The sequence below is a fragment of the Pseudomonas sp. Pseusp88 genome, from assembly GCF_047303955.1.
Taxonomy (GTDB): Bacteria; Pseudomonadota; Gammaproteobacteria; order Pseudomonadales; family Pseudomonadaceae; genus Aquipseudomonas.
On record NZ_JBGLYM010000005.1, the window covers coordinates 60,732 to 86,009 of the forward strand.

A 25,278-nucleotide genomic window follows, 5' to 3' on the forward strand; every position below is an offset into this window, starting at 1 on the left:
TCCCAGGTATTACAAAGATTGAATAAGCAGGTTGGCAGAAAAGTTCTTTAACACTGCGCTGAGCAACAGCGCCTTGTCAGTTGTGACTACGGTCTCAGAGAAAAGTCCCTTCCAGCTTTGATTCGAATCAGCGAACGGCAAGATGACTCGTGTGTCGCCCCAACTGTCGGCAGTAATCAATGGAGTTTGGGCTGTGCCCAATAGTTCATGGATCAAGCGTGGCACTACAATAATGGCCCGCTCGCTTTCGTGGATGCGAGCGAATGCCATGACTTGCCCGGCCTGACTGCCTGTCACTTCCAGGGCCTGATACTCCCCATGCCGGAACAGCGCCGGGTGTTCGGCCCGAAACGCGAGCACTCGGGCAATCAGCTGTTGTTTGATGCGCCCGTCCTGCCAGTGACTCAACAGATCGGCGACATCGACGTGTTCGGCCAGCGCTGCCTCGCGCCTTGTGTAATCCACGGGCCGTCGATTGTCCGGGTCGACCAGGCTGAAGTCCCAGAACTCGCATCCCTGATACAGATCCGGCACGCCGGGTACGGTCATGCGAAGCAAGGTTTGCGCCAGGCTGTTCAAGGCTCCCGTCGTGGCAATACGGTTGGCGGTAGCCCCGATGGACTGGCGCAGGGCCAGGCCTTCCTGTTCCAGCAGCAGCCCGTTCAAAAAGCTGCGGCAGGCACTTTCATAGGCCTCATTGGGCGCACTCCAGCTGCTTTGTAGTTTGGCTTCTCGCAAGGCCTTTTCCTGCCACCGGGTCAGCCTTTCAGCATAGGCCTTGTAATCGGCTTCGCTAGTCAGATCCAGCGGCCAGCTGCCGAGCAAGGCCTGATAGAGCATCAGCTCATCGCCTGCACTGATGCTGACGCCATCGCCGCGCAATGAAGTCGCCAATTGCCGCCAGCGTTCGACCTGTTCGCCATACCAGTCGGCACATTCACTGAGCACCGCCAGGCGCGTACGACTGTCTTCGCCGCGCTTGTGGTCGTGGGTCGCCGTGGCCAGCAGGTTGTCGGGAAAGTATTCATGCCGGGCGATGCAGGCTTGATGAAACGCCTCGGGCTCGGCACTGAAATGTTGCGGATGAAAGCCGACGTCATTGCGCGACAGCAGCACTGCCGAGCGATAGAAGGACGTGTCTTCCACCGACTTGGCCGCGACAGGCGAGGTCAGCTGCTGGAAGCGTACGCAGGCATGGCGATACAGCTTGCGCAGTCGGCCCACAGGCAGATCGCGCCAGGCCACGCCACCGAGCCAGCGTTGCAGGTAGTCGAGTACCGGCCAGTCGGCTTCGCTGAGGGTGTTGCGCGCGCCATCCATGGCCTGCTGGAAGAACTGGTCATCGATGGCAGAACGGCCGCAGGCGCTGATATAGGTGCGATAGATCGGGAAATTCACGATCAGGGCCAGCAAGGCACGGCGGATGGCGCCCAAAGTCAGGTCGCGACTCATCAGGTCGCTACGCGCCACTTGCAGCAGAGCTTGGGCGACACTCTCGAAGTCACCGGCCAGAGTGCCGTGCAGGACCAGATCCCGGGCCTGCAACACTTCCTGATCGAAGTCGGCAGTGCGCTCGCTGATACGGCTCCACAGTCCGGCCAGAACGGGTTGCCCTTTGGGTGCGTGTTGCAGCAGTGAGACCTGGTTCATGAACTCGTAGCCGGTGGTGCCATCGACACCCCAGTCCCGGCGCAGCTCTTCATCCGCGCCAAGAATTTTCTCGACGAAGATCGGCAGGTGTTGCAGCTTTGCAGCAGCAGGGCGCTGACTCAACAGGCCATCGACCCGACGGCGCAGCTTGCGGCAGTAACCCCGTGGGTCGGCCAGGCCGTCGATGTGGTCGATACGCAGGCCGTCGACCAGACCTTCACTGATCAGCTGAAAGATCTTGCCGTGGGTGGCTTCGAAGACATTGGCCCGCTCCACTCGCAGGCCGCCCAACTCGTTGATGTCGAAGAATCGCCGCCAGTTGATGTCGTCACCGGCGGTGCGCCAGCTGGCCAGGCGATAGTGCTGAGCTTCGAGCAGCGCGTGCAGGCGCTGGAAGCCTGCTTCGTTACGTGAGTCGAAATGCGCGAGGACGCCTTCGATGGCTTTGGCGACCGCCGGATCCCGGGCCAGCGCCGCCAGCTCGGTTTTGGCCTGCCGCGCCCGCTCGTAGGCCTGGGGATACTGGTCCAATGCAGTGAAACGCTGGCCGATCTCCTGCAAGCGCGGCTCGTCGCTGCCTTGCAGCAGGTCGCCATAGGTAATGGGATTGATAGGGAAGTGGTGCTGATAGTGCTCGATATGAAACGTACCCTGAGCGGCATTGAAGCGCAGAGGAATCTCGCCGGCTTGCAGTACGGTGCCGTAGTCGGTGCTAAGAAAAGGCAGCAGCAGTTGGCCCTTGAGCAAAGGATCGGGTGAGTGCCATTGAATATCAAAAAAGTCCTTGTACGGGCTGCTGCGGCCCCATTCCAGCAAGTCGAGCCACCAGGGATTGTCCGAGCCGCCCACGGCCATATGGTTGGAGACGATATCGAGGATCAGGCCCATGCCTTGCTCGCGCAGGGCGGCGACCAGACGGCGTAATGCGTCCTCGCCACCCAGCTCCGGGTTGATCAGCCGTGGGTCGACCACATCGTAGCCGTGCATGGACCCGGCCCGGGCCTGCAGCAGTGGCGACGCATAGATATGACTGATGCCCAGTTTGGCAAAATAGGGCACCAGGGGCACCGCATCATCCAGGGTGAAATCCTTATGGAATTGCAGGCGCTGGGTGGCGCGCAGGGGAGCAATGATACTCATCGATCACGATCCCCCGCTTGCAGGCGAGCCTGAGACAGTATTTCCAGGCGCCGCGCAGCGTCTTCGTTGTCCAGCAGGCGAGCACAGTCCCCCGGCAGGCGGCGACGCCAGTTGGGGTGGGTGTCGATGGTGCCGGGCAGGTTGGCCTGCTCCAACACGCCCAGGGCGTCTTCCACGGGCAACAATACGAGAGGCGCGCGAGTGTGGCCCAGATAGCGGATGCTGGCATCGATGATTTGAGCGTCGTCAGCGTCAGCGGCGTCGAAGTCATGGTTGTTTTGTGCCAGTGCATGGCGCAGCCCATTGATTTCATGCTCGCGACCTTCACGCCAATGTTTTTCGCTCTGGGCGTCGACGTGACCGAGGCGGCTGTTCCACTCGATATCCAGCTCGCTCAACCAACCGGCCAATGTCGGCAGGTCGTGGGTGCTGGTGGTGGCCAGGGCGTCGGGTGACCAGTTGAGAATGGGCTTGAAGTGGGCGTTATGTTGTTCGAACAGCAGCACGCGCATGCCAAGAATGGCGCGAGCGGAGAGCTTGTCATGCAGCCCCTCGGGTACGGTTCCGAGATCTTCGCCGAGCACAATGGCCTTGTGGCGCCAGGATTCCAGGCTGAGCAGGCGCAGCATGTCGTTCAACGGGTAATTGAGGTAGGCGCCCTCGCTGGGTGGCGAACCCAATGGCACCACCCACAGGCGTTGCAGGCCCATGACGTGGTCGATGCGCAGGCCGCCGGCATGGGCGAAATTGGCCCGGAGCATTTCGATAAAAGCGCGGAAGCCGTTGCGTTGCAAGCCTTCCGGAGAGAACGCTGAAATGCCCCAGCTTTGCCCGGCACGATTGAGAATGTCCGGCGGCGCACCCACAGTCAGGGCTGACAGCAGCTCATCCTGACGGCTCCAGGCCTGGCTGCCGGCGCCATCGGCGCCCACGGCCAGATCAGCGATCAGGCCGACGCTCATACCGGCGCTGCGGGCCGCATGCTGCGCGCGCTCAAGCCCGCGAGCGATCAGCCATTGGGCAAAGGCATGGAAGCGGATTTGCGCGGCGTGCTCGGTAGCGAATTCGGCGATCGCTTCGCTGCGCGGATCCTTGAACGGGACGGGCCACTCGTGCCAGTTGTCGCTGATGCCCAGGCTGGCGCTGGCATCGCGTATGGCTTCGAAGCGGCAATGATTTTCCAGGGCTTCACCGCCGCTGTGGCGGAAGCTGTTGAAGTCCTCGTGCAGCGGATGATCGCCGTTGCTGAAGTCCTCGAACAGCGCGCGCAGCAGCTGCCATTTGGCGTGTGCGGCAACGGGCCAGTCGACCAGGGGCAGCTCGCTCAGACGCTTGAGCTCGGCCGCCAGGCCGGTACGCTCGATGGCGGCGCGCAGGGCGCGCTCACCGAGGATAAGGCCGGGGGAGCAATACAGGCTGTTGAGGAAAAGACGGCTGGACGGTGAATAAGGGCTGAAACGCTGGGTATCGCTGGCAAACATGGCATGTACCGGGCTAATGGCCACGGCATCGGCGCCGCGCTCACCGGCCTTGCGGACCAGGGTTTCAAGGGCCTGGGTATCGCCGAAGCCACCATCGTCTTCGCGGCGCAGCGAATACAGCTGAACCGTCAGGCCCCAGGCCCGGGGCACGCGTTGATCGGTGGCCATGGCCAGGCTGTAGCAGGTGGCCGGTGCGACGGCGATGGTCAGGTGTTGCCCGGCAATCGCCAGCTGCTGATAGCCAACCGCGGCCAGGGCAGGCAGCTCGCCCTGGGCGGTCAATTGCGCTTGCAGCGTAGAGCCATCTTCCTGATGCAGGACAAAAGGTGTGTGCGGGGCGAACCAGGTGGACAGATCCAATGCGCTGCCATGGTCGACGGTCAACAGTGGGGGAGCGCTGCGACTCAGGCCCGCAGCTCGCAGCTGTTGCAGGCTTTGATCGATGGCGGCGTCGTCCTCGGCCGGGTGGCCGAGACTTTCCAATACCTTGCGCAGCACCGGGTCGCTGACCACCTGTGGTCGCCCGTTGGCGTCAATCCAATTGACCGCCAAACCGGCCTCATGGGCCAGGGTCTGCAATTGCTCATTGTTCATCCTGTTCCTCCAGAACATCACTTGCTATCAGGCTGACAATGGCCGTGTAGGCATTGAGGGTGCCGCGGCGGGAAAGTTCGACCGAATCGGGAGCGGACTGGAACAACACGTTGGCGTCGCCCAGTTTCGCCGCGTCAACGCCATGGGCGCCGAGGTTCAGGTCGATACGCAGGATCTGTCCATCGCCCATGCGCCAGCGGGCACACAGCGCGCCCTCACCGAGAATGTCGGCGCCCAGGGCCTGCGCTCCCGGCAGACGCGGGATAATGTGGCGATGGCGCAACTCCAGCAGATGCTGGTACAGCGTTTGCCAGCTGCGATGGTCCTGGCCTTTGTCGGTTTCCAGGTAAAGGGCATCGAGGGCCGGGCGTGAGTGTTCGAAAGTTTGCAGGGCGTTGGGATCAGGAATTCGCTCACGCTGCTGTTCATCGGCAAAGGCGGCAAAGTCAGCGAACTCGGCGCGACGGCCTTCGCGTACCGCATCGGCGAGTTCGTCGTGATGATCGGTAAAGAACAGAAACGGCTCGCTGGCCGCCCATTCTTCGCCCATGAACAGCAGAGGGATCATCGGCGACAGCAGGAGCAGGGCGGTGGCGGCACGCAGGGCCGGGCCCTGGCATAACTGGGAGAGGCGTTCGCCGAAGGCGCGATTGCCGACCTGATCATGGTTCTGCAGGAAGATAATGAAAGCGCTCGGCGGCAGGTGGCCGCTGGGTTCGCCGCGGGTGTGACCATGCCGGGTCGGTTCGCCCTGATAGACAAAACCCTGGCTGAGCAGGCGCGCCAGTTTCTGGGTCGGCTCCTTGGCAAAGTCGGTGTAGTAGGCGTCGGTCTCGCCAGTCAGCATCACATGCAGCGTGTTGTGAGCATCGTCGTTCCACTGGGCATCAAAACCGCGCTCGAGCAGGCTGGCCTGATTGAGTTCGTTTTCCAGCATCAGCCACACATGGCGGGGCGCATCAATCTGCTGCCGGACCCGATGGGCGAACTCCTGGAGGAAGGTCGGATCGTCGATAGCGTGTACAGCGTCCAGGCGCAGGCCATCGAAGCGGTATTCGAGCAGCCACATCAGGGCATTATCGATGTAATAGTCGCGTACCTCGCGGCGGCGAAAATCGATGGCGTCGCCCCAGGGCGTCTTGATATCGCTGCGGAAGAATCCCTTGGCGTAGCTGCCCAGATAATTGCCGTCAGGACCGAAGTGGTTGTAGACCACGTCAAGGATGACCATCAGGCCGAGGCCATGGGCGGTATCGATCAGGTGTTTAAGTTGCTCCGGCGGGCCGTAGGAGGACTGCGGCGCATAGGGCAGAACACCGTCGTAACCCCAGTTGCGATCACCGGGAAACTGCGCCAGGGGCATCAGTTCGATGGCCGTCACCCCCAATTCGACCAGGCGCGCCAGATGCTCCTCGACCCCGGCGTAACCGCCGAGGCTGCCGACATGCAATTCATAGATGACCGCTTCATGCCAGGGCCGACCCTGCCACGCGCTGTGCTGCCAGTGATAGGCCAGCGGGTCGACGACAATGCTCTGGGAGTGAGCGTCGTCGACCTGGGCACGGGACGCCGGGTCAGGTACTTCCAGTTCGCCATCGATGTTGTAGCGGTAACGGCTGCCTGCCTTGCATTGCGTCTCAAGGACAAACCAGCCGTCATTTTGCGGCAGCATGGCCAAGGATCGGCCATCTTCTATTTCAACACTGACGTAGTACGCATCCGGTGCCCAGAGGGCGAACCGCACATGCTCGGGATCCAGCAACACGGCGCCGTGGCGCCAGCTCTCGTCCGTACGCAAAGGCATCCATTGTCCCCTTATTTCAATAATGTACTGTCACACCTGCGTTTTTCTTCAACAGATCCTGATACAGCTCGGCATAGGGTTCGACCGCTTGATGCCAGTTGAAAGGTGCAGCCATTGCCCGGCAGCGCATGGCGTTGAGCAGGGCAGGGTTGGCGAAGACCTTGAACGCTCGGCTCAGGGCTTCGGTGTAGCTTTCCACCGTGGATTCATTGAACAGGAAACCGGTCACGCCATCTTCGATGGTGTCGGCCAGCCCGCCGGTATTGCGGGCTACGGGCAGTGAACCGAAGCGCTGGGCGTACATCTGGCTCAGGCCGCAAGGTTCGTAGCGCGATGGCATCAACAGGAAATCGCTGCCGGCAAACATGCGCCGGGCATCGGTTTCATTGAAGCCCACACGCACGCCGATCTTGCCGGGGTAGCGCGCCGCCAGTTCACGCATGGCATCCTCTTCTTCCGGTTCGCCACGCCCGATAACGGCAATCTGACCGCCCTGGCTGACGATGTAGTCGGCAACGCCGATGGTCAGGTCCAGACCTTTTTGATAAACCAGGCGCGAGACCACCGCAAACAGCGGGCCGCTGGAAGGTTCCAGTTCGAACAGCTCGCGCACGTGATCGGCGTTGATTTCCTTGCGCTGCCATTCATTAGGCGCGAAGCGGCAGATCAGGTGTTCGTCGGTGGCCGCATCCCAGCTCGAATCGATGCCATTGGGAATACCGCTGAGCAGACCTTTCTGCGCCTTGCTCTGCAGGAAACCCTCCAGGCCGCAACCAAAGTCCGGGGTGGCGATTTCCTTGGCGTAGGTGGCGCTCACCGTGGTGATGTGGCTCGCGTAGGCCATGCCAGCCTTGATAAAGGACAGCTTGCCGTAGAACTCCATGCCTTCGCTGCTCAGCGCTTCGTCCGGGATGCCCAGTTCACGGCTGGAATGGGTGCTGACGGTGCCCTGGTAGGCCAGGTTATGGATGGTGAAGATGCTCGGCGTGGTCTGCCCGCGCCAGCGCATGTAGGCGGGCGCAAGACCTGCTGGCCAGTCATGGGCGTGAACCAGTTCAGGACACCATTGGGTCTTGACGGCACCGGCGGCAAAGTCGGCGGCGGCCAGGCCCAGGCGGGCAAAGCGAATATGGTTGTCGGCCCAGTCACGGCCATGGTTGTCGCCGTAAGGCGTGCCTTCGCGTTCGTACAGCTCCGGGCAGATCAATACATAGATGACCAGGCCGTCCTTCATATCCATGCGGCCGATCTTGCACGGCGGCAATGCGGCATAGCCACCCAGTTCGCTGATCACATGGATCGGGTTGCCACTATTGAGGACTTGCGGGTAGCCGGGGATCAGCACACGGACGTCGTGCAGGTGACGCATGGCTCGCGGCAGAGCAGCAGATACATCGCCCAGGCCCCCGGTTTTCACCAGGTCAGCCAACTCGGAGGTCACGAACAGGATTTTGCGCCTGTTGATCTGCGAAATCGTTGGCTGTGAGGTAGGCAGTTGCAGCAGTGGAACGCTTGTCGTTGCGAAGACCGGCAGATGAGTCAGCTCGCTGGCCGGCTGATTAAAACTCTCTCCCTGTTGGGTTTTGACAGCGGCGCTTATCATCGATTTCTCCCATTTGATTCAGTGTCGGTGCAGCACATTGAGTTCTTATGTGGCCACTTCCTGTGGCCGGGCACAAAAGCCCTACGCAAGATCAATACCCATTTAATGTATGTGTGATGACAGTGCAGGGGTAAAAGGCGCCAATATCAAGGCCCAGCCATTAGCATAGGCGCTCTAACTAGCTGACCGGGGGCATATTCAGAAGTTTCGACTTTTTTTCTCGGAAATGTCTGGCATACGGGTTGGCGAGCTGTCTATAGGAGTTGCGTGGCGTAATGCGTAAGCCTGTGATCAGGCCCCTGCGCCTTTTTGGGGCGATGAAAAGCCCATTGAAACGGTCGGTGACCGGTCGTCGGATTGTTTGACAATGAGTCCAGAGAGCGCGCAAACGCGCTATACCGCTGCCCGATTTCACTCACTCAAACCGCTTGATCGCGCAGTGCGCCGCTTTGCGGTGCAGGCGAAGCTCGATCATTGCACAGTTAGCGACATTTCCTACGATGTGCTCGGAACATTTTGGCGCGTGGCAGGATAGAATCGACGCCTGCACGGCTGGCGCGGCAAGGACGATCCCGTCAGGTCTATCTGTATTGAATGTTGAGAATGAGGTTGTAAATGGAAGCCCCAGAGGTGCTGGTATTACAGGCGAGCTACAGCAACCCGGTGCATGCCGATGCCATTGGTTTTGTGCTCAATCACTACGCAGAGGATGTCATGGGCGGGGGCAAGTCCCTGTCTGCCGACACCTTGCAGCAACTGGCTGGTGAGCTGGCCAAACGCCCCTATGCCTTTAGCGTGCTGGCATTCGTGGCGGGTCAGCCGGTTGGCCTGGTCAACTGTTTCGAGGGCTTTTCTACATTCGCCTGTCGTCCACTGGTCAACATCCATGACGTGGCGGTAATCGCGCAGTGGCGGGGCAAGGGCATCAGCCAGAAGATGCTGGCCAAGGTCGAGGAAATCGCCCGTCAGCGCGGTTGCTGCAAGCTGACTCTGGAAGTGCTGCAAGGTAACGCGGCGGCCCAGGGCGCTTATCGCAAGATGGGTTTTGCCGGTTATGAGCTGGACCCGCAGATGGGCGAAGCGATGTTCTGGCAGAAGACGCTCTGAGGAGCGATTGGAATATTGGCTTGTGAGCGCTGATCTGTAGGAGCTGCCGAAGGCTGCGAAAGCGGTTCAAGCCCCCGTTCGCAGCCTTCGGTAGCTCCTACAGGCTATTTCAGCCGGGTTATTTTTTTGCGACTTCAGGCGTTGCCAATACAGCCGCTGGTTGCGTCGACTGGATCTGGGAGAAGTCCCGCAGATTCTTTGTGTACGGATCGCCGATCATGCGTGGGCGTTCCTTGAAGTCCAGGCTGACCAGGCTGCGTGTCGCGTCAAGTTCATCGAAGCTCAGCCCCGCCAGTTGCGCCCAGGTGTGGATCAACTGGGAGCTGGTATACGGACGGCTCTTGATGCTGCTGAAGTCCCAGTTGTGGGTCTGCTGCCACTTGGGCGAGGCGTATACCAGGAACGGCACGGTATACATCGGCACGGTCGGCGCGGCTTCGTTGCGTCCCAGTACCTTGTGGCCCGGCGAGTCGTAGACGTCTTCGCCGTGGTCGGAGAGGTACAGCAGGAAGCCGTTCGGGTCGGCCTTGGTGTATTCCTTGATGAGGCTGGAAACCACGAAATCGTTGTACAGCACCGCGTTGTCGTAGCTGTTGTACAGCTCCAGCTGGCTGTCGCTGATGCCGTCAGGCACGCCTTTGCGGTCGGTGAACTGCTCGAAGGCAGGCGGATAACGGTACTGGTAGCTCATGTGGGTGCCGAGCAGATGGACCACGATGAGTTTGCGCGGTGCCGGGTCCTTCAGCGCCTTGGCAAACGGCTCGATGGCATCACCGTCGTACTGGCGGGCGTTCTGGTTGCGGTTGTTGTTCAGATAGGTCTGTTCATCCGCCTGTTCCGAGAACGTCGTCAGCATGGTGTTGCGCTTGGTCATGGTCTGCTGGTTGGTGATCCAGAACGTCTTGTAACCCGCCTGTTTCATCACGCCGACGATGGACGGTGTCTTCAGATACAGGTCAGGATTTTCTTCGTCAGCGAAAGTCAGGACCTGTTGCAGCGCCTCGATGGTGTAGGGGCGCGGCGTGATCACATTAGTGAAGACCTGCAGTTGATCCTTGAGCTGATCCAGGTTCGGCGTGGTCTGTCGTGGATACCCATATAGATGCATGCGCTGGCGGTTGGTGGATTCGCCGATGACCAGAACCAGGGTCTTGGGCGTGTCGGGCTGCTGTTCCTTGAGGTTTTTCAGCGGCGCGACCTTGCTGCTGCTCGACAGCATGTCCTGCATATTGTCCAGTTGCTGGGTGTAACGGTGGTAGGCCACCAGCATCTGCCACGGCACGGCCGGTTCGATGCGGCTTTCGAACGCTTCAATGCCGCCGGCGGTGTCATCATGTCGGGCCAGCTGTTTGGCCAGCGGATAGCCGATGATACCGACCAGCAGAGCCGCCGACACGGCCAGGGCGCGGCCCTTGGGCATGTACACCGGGCGCAGACGGGTCCACAGGAACACAGCGAACAGCGTGTGAGCAATGAACGCCAGGACGATCCACCAGGCGAAATACTGGGTCAGGTACTCGCCCGCTTCAGAGATGTTCGACTCGAACATGATGAAGATGACGCTTTGCGAGAACTCCTGCTGATAGATGAAGAAGTATCCGAGGCTGGCCATGGAGCACGCCCACAGCACGATGCCGATGACTGCGGCCATGGCGCGGGTCTTGTTGGGGAACAACAGCATCGGCGCGAGCCAGATGCCGCTCATCACGAAGGCCTGGCGAAAGCCCGAGAAACCGGAGGTGCCAGTGGAGACAATCAGTAGTTGGGTGATACCAGAGAAGTACCAGAAGAATACGAAGAGCCAGATCACGCCAGCCCAGTCAAAACCTTTCGAGGTCGTAGCGCCTCGTTTCACTATAGACATCAAGCACTCCAGCCTATTTCAGTCGCTTGATTGGCCGGGTGGACTCCCGGCAAACCTGCTTTCACGCGCCGTCCGCACAGACGGAGGTGACAAAAGAGCGCGCAGTATTGCTATCGCGTTGTGAAAAAAGTGTCACGCAGGTGAAGTCGCTGCGGCCAAGTGCCATTTGGGGCGTTACAATAGATGTCCGCTCGGACAACAAAAGGTGCTGGAGTTCGGGAGGGTAATACGAGGGGCAAGCCGCCGATCGGGCTTGCCGCAGGGAGGGCGCGAAGAGGCGGGGTCAGGCGTTCAGGGCGACAGCGCTGCTCAGTTGGGCCTGTTGCAGCATCAGCGTCAGATGCGCGACCTTGCTCTGCAATTGTTCGCGTTCTTCCTTGAGCTTGCGCAGTTCGTCACGACGGATTGTGACGTACAGGGTTTGTGGTGCGATTGCTGGTAGTACTGTGCCCATTGCTCACCTCGCAAATGGCGGGATTCAACCTGAAAGACCTGGCGCCCTGACAAATTGTCGTTGCGTGTCTCTCTATCGGCGCTGATTCTGATTTCTTTTGGGCTGGAATGGAACTTTTTTATTTTTGATTGTCGCGAACCGTTCCTGATCGCGAAAATACGCGTCATCAGGCAGGCTCGACAGCTAGCATTCCCTTTTCAGGGAACCGATACCCAATCTCTCCGGACTAACCCTTCACGCATCGGAATCGAGCGTGCCTGGGCTATAAAGAGAGGCACTTCTTTTCATGAATCAAGGAGCACCTCTACATGCAACTCGGGATTATTGGACTGGGCCGCATGGGCGGCAACATTGCACGGCGTCTGATGCTCGACGGCCATACGACTGTGGTCTATGACCGCGACGAAGCCTCGCGCAAGACCCTGGCCGGTGAAGGTTCTACAGCCGTGAACGACCTGCCAGGCATGGTCGCCGCCCTGGAAAAGCCCCGTGCCATCTGGGTCATGCTGCCCGCTGGTGCGCCTACCGAGGACACCATCGAGACTCTCGGCCAATTGCTCGAAGCTGGCGATGTAATCATCGACGGTGGCAACACCTTCTATAAGGACGACGTGCGTCGGGCCAAGACCCTTGAAGAAAAGGGTCTGCACTATGTCGACGTCGGTACTTCCGGTGGCGTCTGGGGGCTGGAACGTGGTTTCTGCATGATGATCGGCGGCGAAGCCTCGGTGGTCGAACGTCTTGATCCGCTGTTCGCCACTCTGGCGCCAGGTATCGGCGACGTGCCGCGCACCAAGGATCGCAACTCCACGGATGATCGTGCCGAGCGCGGTTATATCCATGCCGGTCCTGCCGGGTCGGGTCACTTCGTCAAGATGATCCATAACGGCATTGAATACGGAATGATGCAGGCGTTCGCTGAAGGTTTCGACATCCTCAAGCAGAAAAACTCGGAGAACCTGCCGCCGGAACAGCGTTTCGACCTGAACATGGCCGATATCGCTGAAGTCTGGCGTCGTGGCAGCGTGGTGTCGTCCTGGCTGCTGGATCTGACCGCCGATGCGCTGGCAACCGACCCTAAACTGGATGCCTATTCCGGCGCCGTGGCCGATAGCGGTGAAGGCCGCTGGACCATCGAAGCCGCGATGGAACAGGCCGTGCCCGTGCCGGTGCTGTCCAGCGCTTTGTTTGCCCGCTTCCGCTCGCGTCAACAAAGTACGTATGGCGACAAATTGTTGTCTGCCATGCGCTTCGGTTTTGGTGGTCATAAAGAAGGGAAATAAACGATGGGGCTGTCGCGTACGCACGAATCGCGCAAGAAAACACCTGAAGTAGCACCACCGACGACCTTGTTCCTGTTCGGCGCCCATGGTGATCTGGTCAAGCGGCTGTTGATGCCGGCACTCTACAACCTGACCCGTGACGGTCTGGTGGATAAGGGCCTGCACATTGTCGGCGTCGATCACAATGCGATAAGCGATGCCGATTTTGCCAAGAAACTGGAGGATTTTATCCGCCAGGAGGCGGCAAAAAAGGGCAGTGAAGGCGCCGAAGTCCTGGATCCGGAGATCTGGGCCGATCTGGCCGCACGCATCAGCTACATACAGGGTGATTTTCTCGACGACTCGACGTACAGCGACATCGCCGCCCGAATCAAGAGCAATGGCACCGACAACGCGGTGTTCTACCTGGCCACGGCGGCGCGCTTCTTCAGTGAAGTGGCCACCCGCCTGGGTAAAAGCGGCTTGCTGGAAGAAAGCGACGAGTACTTCCGGCGAGTCGTGATCGAAAAGCCCTTTGGTTCCGACCTGGCCAGCGCCCAGGCGTTGAATGCCTGCCTGCTCAAGGTCATGAACGAGAAGCAGATCTACCGGATCGATCACTATCTGGGCAAGGAAACGGTGCAGAACATTCTGGTCAGCCGTTTCTCCAACGGCCTGTTCGAATCCTTCTGGAACAATCACTACATCGACCACGTGCAGATTACGGCGGCGGAAACCGTCGGCGTCGAAACCCGTGGCAGCTTTTACGAAACGACGGGCGCCCTGCGTGACATGGTGCCCAATCACTTATTCCAGCTCCTGGCCATGGTGGCCATGGAGCCTCCCGCAGCGTTCGGCGCCGATGCCGTGCGCGGGGAAAAGGCCAAGGTGGTCGGCGCGATCCGTCCCTGGAGCGAGAAAGAAGCCCTGGCCAACTCGGTGCGTGGGCAATACGCCGCCGGCGGCAAGGGCGACAAGGCCGTACCGGGTTATCGCGAGGAAGACCGGGTCGATCCCGCCAGCAATACCGAGACCTTTGCCGCGATCAAAGTGATGATCGATAACTGGCGTTGGGTTGGCGTGCCGTTCTACCTGCGCACCGGCAAGCGCATGAGCGTACGCGACACCGAGATCGCCATCTGCTTCAAGCATGCGCCTTACGCGCAGTTCCGCGATACCGACATCGAGCGGCTCAAACCCAACTACCTGCGGATCCAGATCCAGCCCAACGAAGGCATGTCCTTTGACTTGCAGGCCAAGCGCCCGGGGCCGACCCTGGAACTGCAGAACATCGAGCTGGGCTTCGCCTACAAGGACTTTTTCGAAATGCAGCCTTCTACCGGCTATGAAACGCTGATCTATGACTGCTTGACCGGCGATCAGACCCTGTTCCAGCGCGCCGACAATATTGAAAATGGCTGGCGTGCCGTACAGCCATTCCTTGATGCCTGGGCCGCACACCCCAAGGTCGAGCTGTACGAGGCCGGTGAAGATGGTCCCGAGGCGGCCGATGAGCTGCTGTCCCGTGATGGCCGCGAATGGCACAGCATCGGATGAGTGGGTCGACGCAACCCCTCATCCGCTTCCTGCTCTCTGATATCGATGGCACCTTGTTGCGCCCCGATCACAGCCTGAGCCAGGCCAATATTGACGCCATTGCCCGTTTACGTGCTGCTGGCATTCATTTCACCCTGGCCAGCAGCCGCCCGCCACGGGCCATGCGTCAGCAGATCGAAGCCTTGGGTATCGATCTGCCGACGGTCGCGTTCAACGGCGGTGCCCTGATCAATCCCGATGGCAGTCTGTTGCTGGCCCACCGCATCGATCCGGCTGCGGCGCGTACCACAGTCGATCTGTTTGCCAGGCACCCTGTTTCAGCCTGGCTATTTGCCGACGATCAGTGGTACCTGCTTGATCCCGAAGGTGATTATGTTGCCCATGAGCAGCACACGCTGGGGTACGGCCCGGTGCTGGTCGACAGCTTCGAGGCGTATCTGGACCGCGCCGACAAGATTGTCGCCGCCAGCAAGGACTTCGAACTGCTCAAGCGTCTTGAGGCACAGCTCAATCCGCTGATTGAAGGCTCGGCCCATGCGGCGCGGTCCCAGGACTACTATCTGGATGTCACTGCCCTTGACGCCAACAAGGGGGCGGCGCTGGCGTCCCTGGCAGAGCTGCTGGGCGTGCCGTTGGCACAGACGGCGGCCATCGGCGATGGCGGCAATGATGTCGCAATGTTCCGGCGTGCCGGCCTGTCCATTGCCATGGGCCAGGCCGAGGAGGGCGTACGCAGCCATGCTGACCATGTTACCGGCAGCAACTTGCAGGATGGCGTGGCGATGGCAATCGAGCAATACATCCTGCCGCATTGAGTGGCATTGCGGTGCATTTCCTCAGGTGGACACGGCTTTATGGCTGCACTGATTGAAGACTATGCCTTGTTGGGCAACTGCAAGACCGCGGCCCTGGTGGCGCGGGACGGGTCGCTGGACTGGCTGTGCTTTCCGCGCTTCGATTCACCGGCCTGTTTCGCTGCCCTGCTCGGCGAAACGGAAAATGGCCGCTGGAAACTGGCCCCCAGTGAGGATGTGCGCCACATTGAGCGGCGCTACCTGGATGGCACCCTGATCCTGCAGACGCAGTTCGAGACCGCCACTGGCCGCGCCCGGTTGATCGAGTTCATGCCCATGGGCACCGGCAATCATGTCGTGCGTATCATTGAGGGGCTGGAAGGGGAGATGGCATTCGCCATGGACCTGTCGATCCGTTTTGATTACGGCAGCTCCGTGCCTTGGGTGGAAAAGCACGGCCCGCACACCCTGACGGCGGTCGCCGGGCCTGAGATGCTGGTGCTGCGAACGCCGTCAGCGCTTGAGGCAATGGATCATCACACCACCAGCCATTTTCGTGTTGAAAACGGTCAGCGCCGGGTTTTTGTTCTCAGCCATCAGCCGTCCAACGAGCCGATTGGCGAAGCGCTGGATGGCGAAGCGGCCCTCAAGGAGGCTGAAAGCTTCTGGCTGGAGTTTTCCAACCGTTGCCCTGATGTCGGCCCCTGGACCGAACAGGTCAAGCGCTCGCTGATCACCCTCAAGGCCATGACCTATCTGCCTACGGGCGGGATTGTTGCGGCGGTGACCACCTCTTTGCCTGAGCAGATTGGCGGCGAGCGTAACTGGGATTACCGCTTCTGCTGGTTGCGGGATGCCACCATGACCTTGCTTGCCTTCATGAATCTTGGCTATTTCGAAGAGGCCAATGCCTGGCGGGCCTGGCTGATGCGTTCGGTGGCTGGTAATCCCGAGCAGATCCAGATCATGTACGGCCTCGGTGGCGAGCGGCGCCTGCCGGAGCTTGAGCTGCCCTGGCTCAAGGGCTACGAAGGCTCCAGCCCGGTGCGGATCGGTAACGGTGCGGCGACGCAAATGCAACTGGATGTCTATGGCGAAGTGGCGGATGCCATGACCCAGGCGATCAAGGGCGGTCTGCCACGGCCGCCGCGTAGTGTGGCAATCTCCAAGGTCATCATGCCATTCCTCGAAGAGGTGTGGCACAAGCCGGATCAGGGTATCTGGGAGATCCGCTCCGAGCCCCGGCATTTCACTCACTCCAAGGTCATGGCCTGGGTGGCTTTCGACCGCAATGCAAGCCTGATCGAACAATCCGCCAAAACCGAGGAAGAGCTTGAACTGGCCCGCCATTACCGGGGCGTGGCCGGGCAGATTCATGCCGATGTCTGCGAACATGGTTTCGATACGCAGATGGGCAGCTTTGTGCAGACCTACGGCGGTAAGGAACTGGACGCCAGCCTGCTGCAAATTGCCCTGACCGGATTCCTGCCTGCCAACGACCCAAGAGTGATCGGCACGGTGGCGCATATCGAGCGCAGCCTGATGCAGAACGGCCTGTTACTGCGCTACGACAGTGAACGCAGCGATGACGGCGTCTCGGGGCATGAGGGTACCTTCCTGGTTTGTTCGTTCTGGCTGGCGGACGTCTATGTGCTACTGGGAAGGGAGGCTGAGGCGCGGGAGCTGTTCGACCGGCTGTGCGGGCTGTGCAATGACGTCGGCCTGCTGTCTGAGCAGTACGACTCGCGAAGTCAGCGCATGCTGGGCAATTTCCCACAGGCGTTCAGCCATATCGGCATTATCAACACTGCGTTGAACCTGCACCGGGTCGAGTGTCCGGCCAGGAGTCGCAGCGAGGCCTAGCGACACGATCGTTGGAGCGAGGCTTGCCGGCGAAGGCTTTTCGCGAATGGCCTGATCTTTCGCGGTGTCCGGTTCGCGGGCAAGCTTCGCTCCAGCAGATAAAATTGCGCGCGTTAAAGGGCCTTACGCAACGTCAGGTTAATCCGCTGCTCCCCCAGCAGCGGATGACTGGCCTGTTTGATCGGCTGTACGCCGTGAAAGCGCAGACGGTCAACCCCGCCCCAGACCACTACGTCCCCATGAAACAGCGATACCCGTTGTGGCTTGTCGCTACGCTCGAAGCCGCCGAATTCAAAGATAGCGGCAATTCCCAGGGAAATGGAAACCACCGGCCAGTGGTGATCGGCTTCGTCCTTGTCTTGATGCAGGGACATTTTCGCCCCCGGCACATAACGGTTGATCAGGCAGGCATCGGCAATGAAGCCGGGGAAACCCGCGGCCTCGGCGGCGGAGCTGGCCAGGGCCATGAGGTCTTCGGGAATCCGCGGCCAGGGCAGCCCGCTCTGCGGGTCCAGGGGGCTGTAGCGATAGCCTTGGCGTGACGAGGTCCAGCCGACGCTGCCGCAACAGGTCATGGCCGCCGACATGGTAAAGCCGCCAGGCGTGACCAGGTGCCGGAAGGGCGCCTGGCGCACGACCTTGCGCAAGGCCGGCAGCAGGCTTTCGATGAGGGGCAGGGCGAAGCTACGCAGAACGAAAGATTGCGGGCCGATCTGTTCATTGCCGGTAATCTTGGGTTGATCGTCGGCGAACAAGTCAAAGTTGGCAGGGGTGTCACTGGTGTGTCGCATCTTAATGTGGCACCGGCTGTAGCCGGGAAGACAATATGAATGACGAAAGAGATGTATCAATCATACCTGCCCCTTCCCGGCTAAAGCCGGTCCCACAGATAAAGTGCCTGCTTACAGAGCCTTGCTGACCTTGACGTCCGAGATATGGTCATCACTGGCACCATGCATCTTTTCCAGGGCGGCCCTGGCTTCTTCGACGGAGTTCGATTGCAACTGGGCAAACTCGAAGCGTCGTTCACCGTTCAGCTTGTAGCTGACCGCGTATTTAGTGGTTGGGGTAGGCTGATTCACAGGAGCTCCCTCAGCTCAGGCGCGACGTCGAGCGACGCACGATTTTGATCGAGTGGGTGAAAGCGGTCTTGCGCCCACCGTTGCTGTCGGTCTTGCGACCCGTGGTATCGAGCGTGATGTTCCAGAAACCGGTGCTGGGTACGGTGATCTTGGCTGGGAACTTGTCGAACGCGCCGCCGTGATAGGTGTGACGACCGCCATTTTTGAAGCTGCGGAAGTTGGCGTCGTTCATCAGACGGATATTGCAGAGCTGGGAGCATTCGATGACGACCAGGTCGTCTTCGTTGAGGTGCTCGCGCTGGTGGACGAATTTCATGGGGACTCCGGGGGACGCACTTTCAGGCGCGCGCTTTTGCAAAAAACCGAAACGATAGCACGCAGTGTCGGGTTATTTATGGTCGATTGCAGTTTTCTGGCAGACTTTCTCGCTAAATGTGTCTGGATCGGGATCTAATCTCGCTCCTGCTTGTCGTACGGCCTGCCGCGATTTAGGCGCGGCCGCCGAAATCGAAGCAGGCTGTGACATTTTAATTTGGAGGGATTGTATGAAACTGGCCGTTGTAATCCTGGCCTTGGCGATGACCGGTTGCGCCACTGTCGAGGACATCGAGCACACTCCAGCGACCATGAGCGTGATGTCGGGCAAGAGCCCGCGCGAGTATGCCGATTGCTTCCTGGGCAAGATCGCCGATAGCCGCAAGCCGCCTTTGGTCGAGGCGCATCACGAGGGGTTGCAGATTATCGTGGCGCAGAAATTCAGCGCTGATCCCGCCGCCATCCTCAATATCGAAAACCGCTCCAACGGCAGCTCGATCAAGGTTTATGAGCGCCTGTCCAATATGCCGCTGCGACCCAAGGACGTGCAGCGGGCCGCAACTGCCTGTATTTCCGGCTGATGGCTAAAGGCGTTACTTGCAGACCACGGTAACGCTGCGGCTTTTGTAGTTGCCGACGTCCACGCCCAGGGTCTTGTCGCTTTCCTTGGGTTGCGGCGTGCCGTCGGTACCGACGATTTCATAGCCAGTGCCTGCGCAGGAGTCACTGGCTTTTTCATAGCAGCTCGCCCAAGACATGGCTTCGCCGGAGCAGTCGATGCTCAGGCCCTGGCGACCATTTTTCAATGTGGTGTTGGAGGCGGTCGCGCAGCCGACCAGGCCCAATATCGCTGCGATGCATAACAATCTGATCATGATTTCTTTCGCGTAGGTGGAGGGGTGAAGAAAAAGCTTGTGCAGCTGAAAGTCTTCGACTGTGGCGGTATGCCATCGTTCCGGAACTGTCTGCACATTTATCCTTGAATCGAGCTCAATTGAATGGCGGCGCGGCATGATAAAGGTGTTGTCATCGTGCTGTCGCTCCGGTGTCATCTGCCTGCAATTGCGGTGCTGTGGAATTGCCACAAATTATGTGGGAGTTCCACCATGCAACTTTGCGTAATCGGTGCTGGGTATGTAGGGCTGGTCACTGCGGCATGTTTTGCCGAGATGGGCAACCAGGTGGTGTGCGTAGAGCGCGATGCACTGCGCGTCGCCGCGCTGCGCCGTGGCGAGTGCCCGATCTACGAACCTGGCCTGGAAGCAATCATCAAGGCGCAATTGGCCAGCGGCCAGCTCAGCTTTGCCAGTCAGTTGGTACAGGGTGTGGGACGGGCCGAAGTGATCTTTATCGCGGTGGGTACGCCGAGCAATGAAGATGGCTCGGCCGATCTGTCCCATGTGCTCAATGTGGCTGACGAACTGGGACAATGCCTGAGCCGCTCATGCCTGGTGGTAGACAAGTCGACGGTCCCGGTCGGCACGGCTGAACAGGTGCAGGAGCGAATCAACCGGCATCTGGCCCGACGCGATGTACTGGGGCGGGTCAAGGTTGCCAGCAATCCCGAATTCCTCAAGGAAGGCTGTGCCATCGAGGATTTCATGCGTCCGGACCGCATCGTCCTGGGTTGCCCTGATGATGAGTCTGCCGAGCTGCTGCACCGCCTTTACAGCCCGTTCCTGCGCAATCGTGAGCGCGCCATGGTCATGGGTGTGCGCGCAGCGGAGTTCAGCAAATACGCCGCCAATGCCTTTCTGGCTACGAAGATTTCCTTTATCAACGAAATGGCCGGGTTGTGTGCGCATCTGGATGTGGATATTGAACAGGTACGTCACGCCATCGGTGCCGATAAACGTATCGGCACGCATTTTATCTACGCCGGTTGCGGCTACGGCGGCTCGTGTTTTCCCAAGGATGTGCGGGCGCTGATCAATACCGCCGAGCAGCAGGGCTTCGACCCGCAGATTCTGCGTGCGGTACAGGAGCGCAACGCGAAACAGAAGACCCTGTTATTCGAGTCCCTGGTGCAGCACTTCGGTGGTTATCTGCAGGGGCGGGTGGTGGCGCTCTGGGGGTTGTCGTTCAAGCCAGGCACTGATGACCTGCGTGAAGCGCCAAGCCTGGTGTTGATCGATGCGCTGCTGGCGGCCGGAGCAAGGATTCAGGCGACAGATCCTGCGGCCATGTCTGCGATCGCTGAGTATTATTCCGACGCAGTCAGCAGCGGTCAGCTACGCTTGAGCGAGTCGTTGTACAGCTGCGCCGAGGGCGCAGACGCGGTCGTTCTCCTGACCGAGTGGAAGCAGTTTCGCCAGCCCGATTTCACCCGTGTAAGGGGGGTTATGCGAATGCCAGTGCTGTTCGACGGTCGCAATATCTACGATTGCGTTGAACTATCTGGCCTGGGATTCCTCTACCATGGCATCGGACGGCCAGTAGCGGGCCATTGTAAGGTGACCGCTGCGTGATTAGACTGCGCCGCTAACACCCACAGCCCTTATCAAGGACTTTTATGATCAAGAAATGCTTGTTCCCTGCAGCCGGTTACGGCACTCGCTTTTTGCCAGCGACCAAAGCCATGCCCAAGGAAATGCTGCCGGTGGTCAACAAGCCACTGATCCAATACGGTGTGGAAGAAGCACTTGCTGCTGGACTGACTGAAATCTCCATCGTGACGGGTCGTGGCAAGCGTGCTCTGGAAGACCATTTCGATATCAGCTACGAGCTGGAACACCAGATCAAGGGCACTGATAAAGAGAAGTACCTGGTCGGTATCCGTAAACTGATCGATGAGTGCAGCTTTTCCTACACTCGCCAGACTGAAATGAAAGGCCTGGGCCACGCCATTCTCAGCGGCCGCCCACTGATCGGCAATGAAGCTTTCGCCGTAGTCCTGGCTGACGACCTGTGCGTCAATCTGGAAGCCGACGGCGTGCTGGCGCAAATGGTCAAGTTGCATAAGCACTACGGCTGCTCGATTGTTGCTATCCAGGAAGTCGATCCGCAGGAAACCAACAAGTACGGCGTCATTGCTGGTGAAGAAATCAAGCCGGGCCTGTTCCGCGTGACGGACATGGTCGAGAAGCCAAAGCCGGAAGATGCACCGTCGAACCTGGCGATCATCGGCCGTTACATCCTGACCCCGGATATCTTCGAGAAAATCGAACAGACCGAGCCAGGCAAAGGCGGCGAAATCCAGATCACTGACGCCCTGATGAAGCAGGCTGCCGAAGGCAACGTGCTGGCTTACAAGTTCAAGGGCCAGCGTTTCGACTGCGGTGGTGCTGAAGGCTACATCGAAGCAACCAACTTCTGCTTCGAGAACATCTACAAGACCGGTAAGGTCTATCACATCTCGGGTCTTGAGAAGGACTCGAAATCGTCGTGATGTTTAACGGCTGAGTAATCTGGTTGTAGGGCAAAGCCACCTTCGGGTGGCTTTGTCGTTTCTGTCTTACACGGTTATGCTAGCCGTCTGATTAGGGAGACAGAAATGGCCTACGACTTTGACTTGTTTGTTATCGGTGCCGGTTCCGGGGGCGTTCGTGCTGCGCGTTTTGCTGCGGGCTTTGGTGCCCGCGTTGCGGTAGTCGAAAGCCGTTACCTGGGCGGGACCTGCGTCAATGTCGGCTGCGTACCCAAGAAATTGCTGGTCTACGGCGCACATTTCGCCGAAGAGTTCGAGCAGGCCAAGAGCTTTGGCTGGACGCCTGGGGAAGCCGAGTTTGACTGGGCCACTTTGATCGCCAACAAGAATCAGGAAATCGAGCGACTCAACGGTATTTACCGCAATCTGCTGGTGAACAGCGGTGTGACCTTGCTCGAAGGCCATGGCCGCCTGCTGGGGCCGAACAAGGTCGAAGTCAATGGCCAGACCTATAGCGCCGAACATATCCTCATTGCCACTGGCGGCTGGCCGCAAGTGCCGGAATTCCCCGGTAGCGAACACGCTATCACCTCCAATGAGGCATTTTTCCTGCCGCAACTGCCCAAGCGCATAGTGGTGGTCGGCGGCGGCTATATCGCCGTGGAGTTTGCCTCGATCTTCAACGGCCTGGGTGCGCACGTTACCCAGCTGTATCGCGGCGAGCTGTTCCTGCGTGGCTTTGACGGCAGCGTGCGCAAGCATCTGCACGAAGAGCTGGTCAAGCATGGCCTGGACATCCGCTTCAATAGCGATGTCGAGCGCATCGACAAACAGGCCGATGGCAGCTTGCACGTCACCCTCAAGGATGGCAGCACGCTTGAAACCGACTCGGTGTTCTACGCCACCGGCCGCCGGCCGATGCTGGACAATCTCGGCCTGGAAACCGTCGATATCAAGCTGAACAAGGATGGCTCAATCGCCGTCGATGAGCATTATCAGACCAGTGAGCCTTCGATCCTGGCCCTGGGCGATGTCATTGGTGGCGTACAACTCACTCCAGTGGCCCTGGCCGAAGGGATGGCTATTGCCCGTCGTCTGTTCAAGCCGGAGCAGTATCGCCCGGTCGATTACCGGCACATCCCCACGGCGGTGTTCAGTCTGCCCAATATCGGCACTGTCGGGTTGACCGAGGAAGAGGCAGTCAAGGCCGGGTATGAGGTGCAGATTTTTGAAAGTCGTTTCCGGCCGATGAAGCTCAGCCTCACCGACAATCAGGAACGCACCCTCATGAAGCTGGTAGTAGATGCCAAGACTGATGTGGTGCTGGGTTGCCATATGGTTGGGCCGGATGCCGGCGAGATCGTCCAGAGCCTGGCTATCGCGCTGAAGGCTGGCGCGACCAAGCGCATTTTCGACGACACCATTGGTGTCCATCCGACGGCCGCCGAGGAATTCGTCACCATGCGCAGCCCTGTAGCCCGATAAAAACTTCGCTGTAACTGCTGATGCCCGGGATTCAGGATGAAACCCGGGTGGTTTGGATTGACAGGACGGACCCACCGTGAAAAGCGCTATTACTCCGGCAACCATGCCATTGCACTCCGTTGAGCGTGAAGATTTAGAACCTATGCGTCAGATCGATGCTCTGTGGGAGAGCGAACGACAGTTCCGAACGCTGGCCGACAATATGAGCCAGCTGGCCTGGACGGCTGATCCCGCTGGTCATATCCATTGGTACAACGGCCGCTGGTATGACTATACCGGCGCGACAATGGAGTCCATGCAGGCCTTGGGCTGGGGTGCGGTCCATCATCCCGAGCATGGCGAGCGGGTCATGGCGCGACTGCGGCATTGCTTCGCTACCGGCTCGATCTGGGAGGATACCTTCCCGTTACGCGGCAAGGATGGGCGCTTCAGCTGGTTTCTTTCTCGCGCCTTACCGATTCGTGATGAGCAGGGCCATATCACCCACTGGTTGGGCACTCACACTGACATCACTGCCCAGGTCAATGCTGAAGAGGCTTTGCGCGAACTCAATGAAAGCCTGGAGTTGCGAGTCGCCGAGCGCACCCGCGAGCTGGCCGATATCAACCGCTTGCTGCAAGTGGAGATGGCTGAACGGGCCCAGGCTGAAGAAGCGCTGCGCCATGCGCAGAAAATGGACGCCATCGGCCAGTTGACCGGCGGCATCGCTCACGACTTCAACAATATGCTGACCGGCGTGCTGGGTGCTCTGGACTTGATCCAGCGCCGGGTGGCGGCGGGGCGCGTGGGCGAGATTGACCGTTATATCCGCGCCGCCGTGACCTCGGCCAATCGCGCGGCGGCCCTGACTCATCGCCTGCTGGCGTTTGCCCGGCGCCAGTCGCTCAATGCTTGCCCGGTGGACGTCAACCGTATGGTGATATCCATGGAGGAGCTGCTGCGTCGGACTGTCGGTGAAAGCATTGAGCTGAACATCGATCTGGCGACTCAACTGCCCATGACCCACACCGATGAGCATCAGTTGGAAAATGCGCTGTTGAATCTGGTCATCAATGCCCGGGATGCCATGCCCGATGGCGGGCGCCTGCTGATCCGCAGTCGATTGGCCTCGATTGCCATCGCCCGGGACGGTTTGCCGGCTGGGCAGTACGTACAGCTCAGTGTCGAAGATTCCGGCTGCGGGATTTCGGAGGACGTGATCGAGCGGGTATTCGACCCGTTTTTTACCACCAAGCCGATTGGTCAGGGCACCGGGCTGGGCCTGTCGATGGTCTATGGCTTTATCAATCAAAGCGGCGGCCATGTGCAGTTGGACAGTGTCGAGCGCCAGGGCACGCAGATTCACCTGTACCTGCCATGCCATCTTGAGGTTGGGCAGGTTCCTGTGACCACGCTCGATCTGCCGAGTCCGCCCCGTGCCATTAAGGGCGAGCGGGTGCTGGTGGTGGAGGATGAAACCGCCGTGCGCATGCTGGTGGTGGATGTTTTGCGTGAGCTGGGCTACTCGACACTTGAGGCGGCTGACAGCAAAGGCGCGTTACCGCTGCTGCAAAGTGGCGAGCGTATCGACCTGCTGGTCAGTGATGTCGGCCTGCCGGGACTCAATGGCCGACAGTTGGCGGAAATCGCCCGGCAGCACCGACCAGGTCTGCGGGTGCTGTTCATGACCGGCTATGCACGCAACGCCCTGGTGCGCGGAGATTTTCTCGAGCCGGGCATGGATATGCTGACCAAGCCCTTTACTGTCGAGGAGCTGGCGCAGCGAGTGCGCAGGATGATTGAAGGGGGGGGATTTATCGCTGGCGCCGCGCTGCAAGCATAGAGCCTGTAGGGGCGGCCGGGCGGCGCTCCTGCAG

The 25,278-nt window shown here is 59.7% G+C and carries 19 protein-coding genes and 1 pseudogene; 10 read left to right on the top strand and 10 right to left on the bottom strand.

The window, feature by feature from the left end:
• Positions 1-9 precede the first annotated feature (9 nt).
• The 4 genes from ACCD02_RS08580 to glgA are packed head-to-tail and all read right to left on the bottom strand — an operon-like array spanning position 10 to position 8,272.
• Positions 10-2,790, bottom strand: coding sequence for a malto-oligosyltrehalose synthase (locus ACCD02_RS08580; RefSeq protein ID WP_413300371.1), 2,781 nt, complete (start codon positions 2,788-2,790; stop codon positions 10-12).
• Positions 2,787-4,865: a 4-alpha-glucanotransferase gene (malQ, locus tag ACCD02_RS08585; protein ID WP_413300373.1), complete on the bottom strand. Its 2,079-nt coding sequence runs from the start codon at positions 4,863-4,865 to the stop codon at positions 2,787-2,789. The genes ACCD02_RS08580 and malQ overlap by 4 nt, the downstream gene beginning before the upstream one ends.
• Positions 4,855-6,669 carry a malto-oligosyltrehalose trehalohydrolase gene (treZ, locus tag ACCD02_RS08590; protein WP_413300375.1) on the bottom strand — a complete coding sequence of 605 codons (1,815 nt, stop codon included), beginning with the start codon at positions 6,667-6,669 and terminating at the stop codon, positions 4,855-4,857. Before treZ ends, malQ begins: the two co-directional genes overlap by 11 nt.
• Before the next feature lie 16 nt (positions 6,670-6,685).
• Complete coding sequence (gene glgA / locus ACCD02_RS08595) at positions 6,686-8,272, bottom strand: glycogen synthase GlgA (RefSeq protein WP_413300376.1); 1,587 nt, start codon at positions 8,270-8,272, stop codon at positions 6,686-6,688.
• A gap of 615 nt (positions 8,273-8,887) precedes the next feature.
• On the opposite strand from glgA, the gene ACCD02_RS08600 reads away from it, so the two are divergent.
• Complete coding sequence (locus ACCD02_RS08600; RefSeq protein ID WP_413300378.1) at positions 8,888-9,379, top strand: GNAT family N-acetyltransferase; 492 nt, start codon at positions 8,888-8,890, stop codon at positions 9,377-9,379.
• 118 nt (positions 9,380-9,497) lie between these two features.
• Here the strand turns inward: ACCD02_RS08600 and ACCD02_RS08605 are convergent, their stop codons facing one another.
• Positions 9,498-11,243 carry a phosphoethanolamine transferase CptA gene (locus ACCD02_RS08605; protein WP_413300380.1) on the bottom strand — a complete coding sequence of 582 codons (1,746 nt, stop codon included), beginning with the start codon at positions 11,241-11,243 and terminating at the stop codon, positions 9,498-9,500.
• A 283-nt stretch (positions 11,244-11,526) separates the two neighbouring features.
• Positions 11,527-11,697 carry a DUF6026 family protein gene (locus ACCD02_RS08610; RefSeq protein WP_413300382.1) on the bottom strand — a complete coding sequence of 57 codons (171 nt, stop codon included), beginning with the start codon at positions 11,695-11,697 and terminating at the stop codon, positions 11,527-11,529.
• A gap of 308 nt (positions 11,698-12,005) precedes the next feature.
• Here ACCD02_RS08610 and gnd point away from each other — a divergent pair, with 308 nt between their 5' ends.
• Genes gnd through ACCD02_RS08630 form a run of 4 tightly spaced genes read left to right on the top strand, consistent with a single transcriptional unit; the run spans position 12,006 to position 17,173 of the window.
• Positions 12,006-12,980 (top strand): phosphogluconate dehydrogenase (NAD(+)-dependent, decarboxylating), encoded by a 975-nt coding sequence (gene gnd / locus ACCD02_RS08615; RefSeq protein WP_413300384.1) that lies wholly within the window; start codon positions 12,006-12,008, stop codon positions 12,978-12,980.
• A 3-nt stretch (positions 12,981-12,983) separates the two neighbouring features.
• Positions 12,984-14,516: a glucose-6-phosphate dehydrogenase gene (gene zwf, locus ACCD02_RS08620; RefSeq protein WP_413300386.1), complete on the top strand. Its 1,533-nt coding sequence runs from the start codon at positions 12,984-12,986 to the stop codon at positions 14,514-14,516.
• A complete protein-coding gene (locus ACCD02_RS08625) occupies positions 14,513-15,331 on the top strand; it encodes an HAD family hydrolase (protein WP_413300388.1) in 819 nt (272 codons plus the stop codon). Before zwf ends, ACCD02_RS08625 begins: the two co-directional genes overlap by 4 nt.
• Before the next feature lie 39 nt (positions 15,332-15,370).
• Positions 15,371-17,173 (top strand): glycoside hydrolase family 15 protein, encoded by a 1,803-nt coding sequence (locus tag ACCD02_RS08630; RefSeq protein ID WP_413300390.1) that lies wholly within the window; start codon positions 15,371-15,373, stop codon positions 17,171-17,173.
• Between the two features lie 113 nt (positions 17,174-17,286).
• On the opposite strand, the gene alkB is transcribed toward ACCD02_RS08630, so the two are convergent.
• The 3 genes from alkB to ACCD02_RS08645 all read right to left on the bottom strand — a co-directional run bounded on the left by alkB (position 17,287) and on the right by ACCD02_RS08645 (position 18,571).
• Positions 17,287-17,964 carry a DNA oxidative demethylase AlkB gene (gene alkB, locus ACCD02_RS08635; RefSeq protein ID WP_413300392.1) on the bottom strand — a complete coding sequence of 226 codons (678 nt, stop codon included), beginning with the start codon at positions 17,962-17,964 and terminating at the stop codon, positions 17,287-17,289.
• Between the two features lie 111 nt (positions 17,965-18,075).
• Complete coding sequence (locus ACCD02_RS08640; protein WP_413300394.1) at positions 18,076-18,255, bottom strand: hypothetical protein; 180 nt, start codon at positions 18,253-18,255, stop codon at positions 18,076-18,078.
• 10 nt (positions 18,256-18,265) lie between these two features.
• A complete protein-coding gene (locus tag ACCD02_RS08645; protein WP_259103133.1) occupies positions 18,266-18,571 on the bottom strand; it encodes a DUF1883 domain-containing protein in 306 nt (101 codons plus the stop codon).
• 229 nt (positions 18,572-18,800) lie between these two features.
• Between ACCD02_RS08645 and ACCD02_RS08650 the strand changes: the two genes are divergently transcribed.
• Entirely contained in the window at positions 18,801-19,151 is a 351-nt protein-coding gene (locus ACCD02_RS08650) for a hypothetical protein (protein WP_413300396.1), read from the top strand.
• 12 nt (positions 19,152-19,163) lie between these two features.
• On the opposite strand, the gene ACCD02_RS08655 is transcribed toward ACCD02_RS08650, so the two are convergent.
• Positions 19,164-19,445 (bottom strand): hypothetical protein, encoded by a 282-nt coding sequence (locus ACCD02_RS08655; RefSeq protein WP_413300398.1) that lies wholly within the window; start codon positions 19,443-19,445, stop codon positions 19,164-19,166.
• Positions 19,446-19,676: 231 nt separating this feature from the next.
• Between ACCD02_RS08655 and ACCD02_RS08660 the strand changes: the two genes are divergently transcribed.
• The 4 genes and pseudogenes from ACCD02_RS08660 to ACCD02_RS08675 all read left to right on the top strand — a co-directional run.
• Entirely contained in the window at positions 19,677-21,038 is a 1,362-nt protein-coding gene (locus tag ACCD02_RS08660) for a UDP-glucose dehydrogenase family protein (protein WP_413300400.1), read from the top strand.
• A 44-nt stretch (positions 21,039-21,082) separates the two neighbouring features.
• A complete protein-coding gene (gene galU, locus ACCD02_RS08665; RefSeq protein ID WP_413300402.1) occupies positions 21,083-21,958 on the top strand; it encodes a UTP--glucose-1-phosphate uridylyltransferase GalU in 876 nt (291 codons plus the stop codon).
• Positions 21,959-22,063: 105 nt separating this feature from the next.
• On the top strand, positions 22,064-23,422 hold the full coding sequence (gene gorA, locus ACCD02_RS08670) for a glutathione-disulfide reductase (RefSeq protein ID WP_413300404.1): 1,359 nt from the start codon (positions 22,064-22,066) through the stop codon (positions 23,420-23,422).
• 136 nt (positions 23,423-23,558) lie between these two features.
• A pseudogene (locus tag ACCD02_RS08675) lies at positions 23,559-25,244 on the top strand (ATP-binding protein); the annotation flags it as partial.
• Positions 25,245-25,278: the final 34 nt, after the last annotated feature.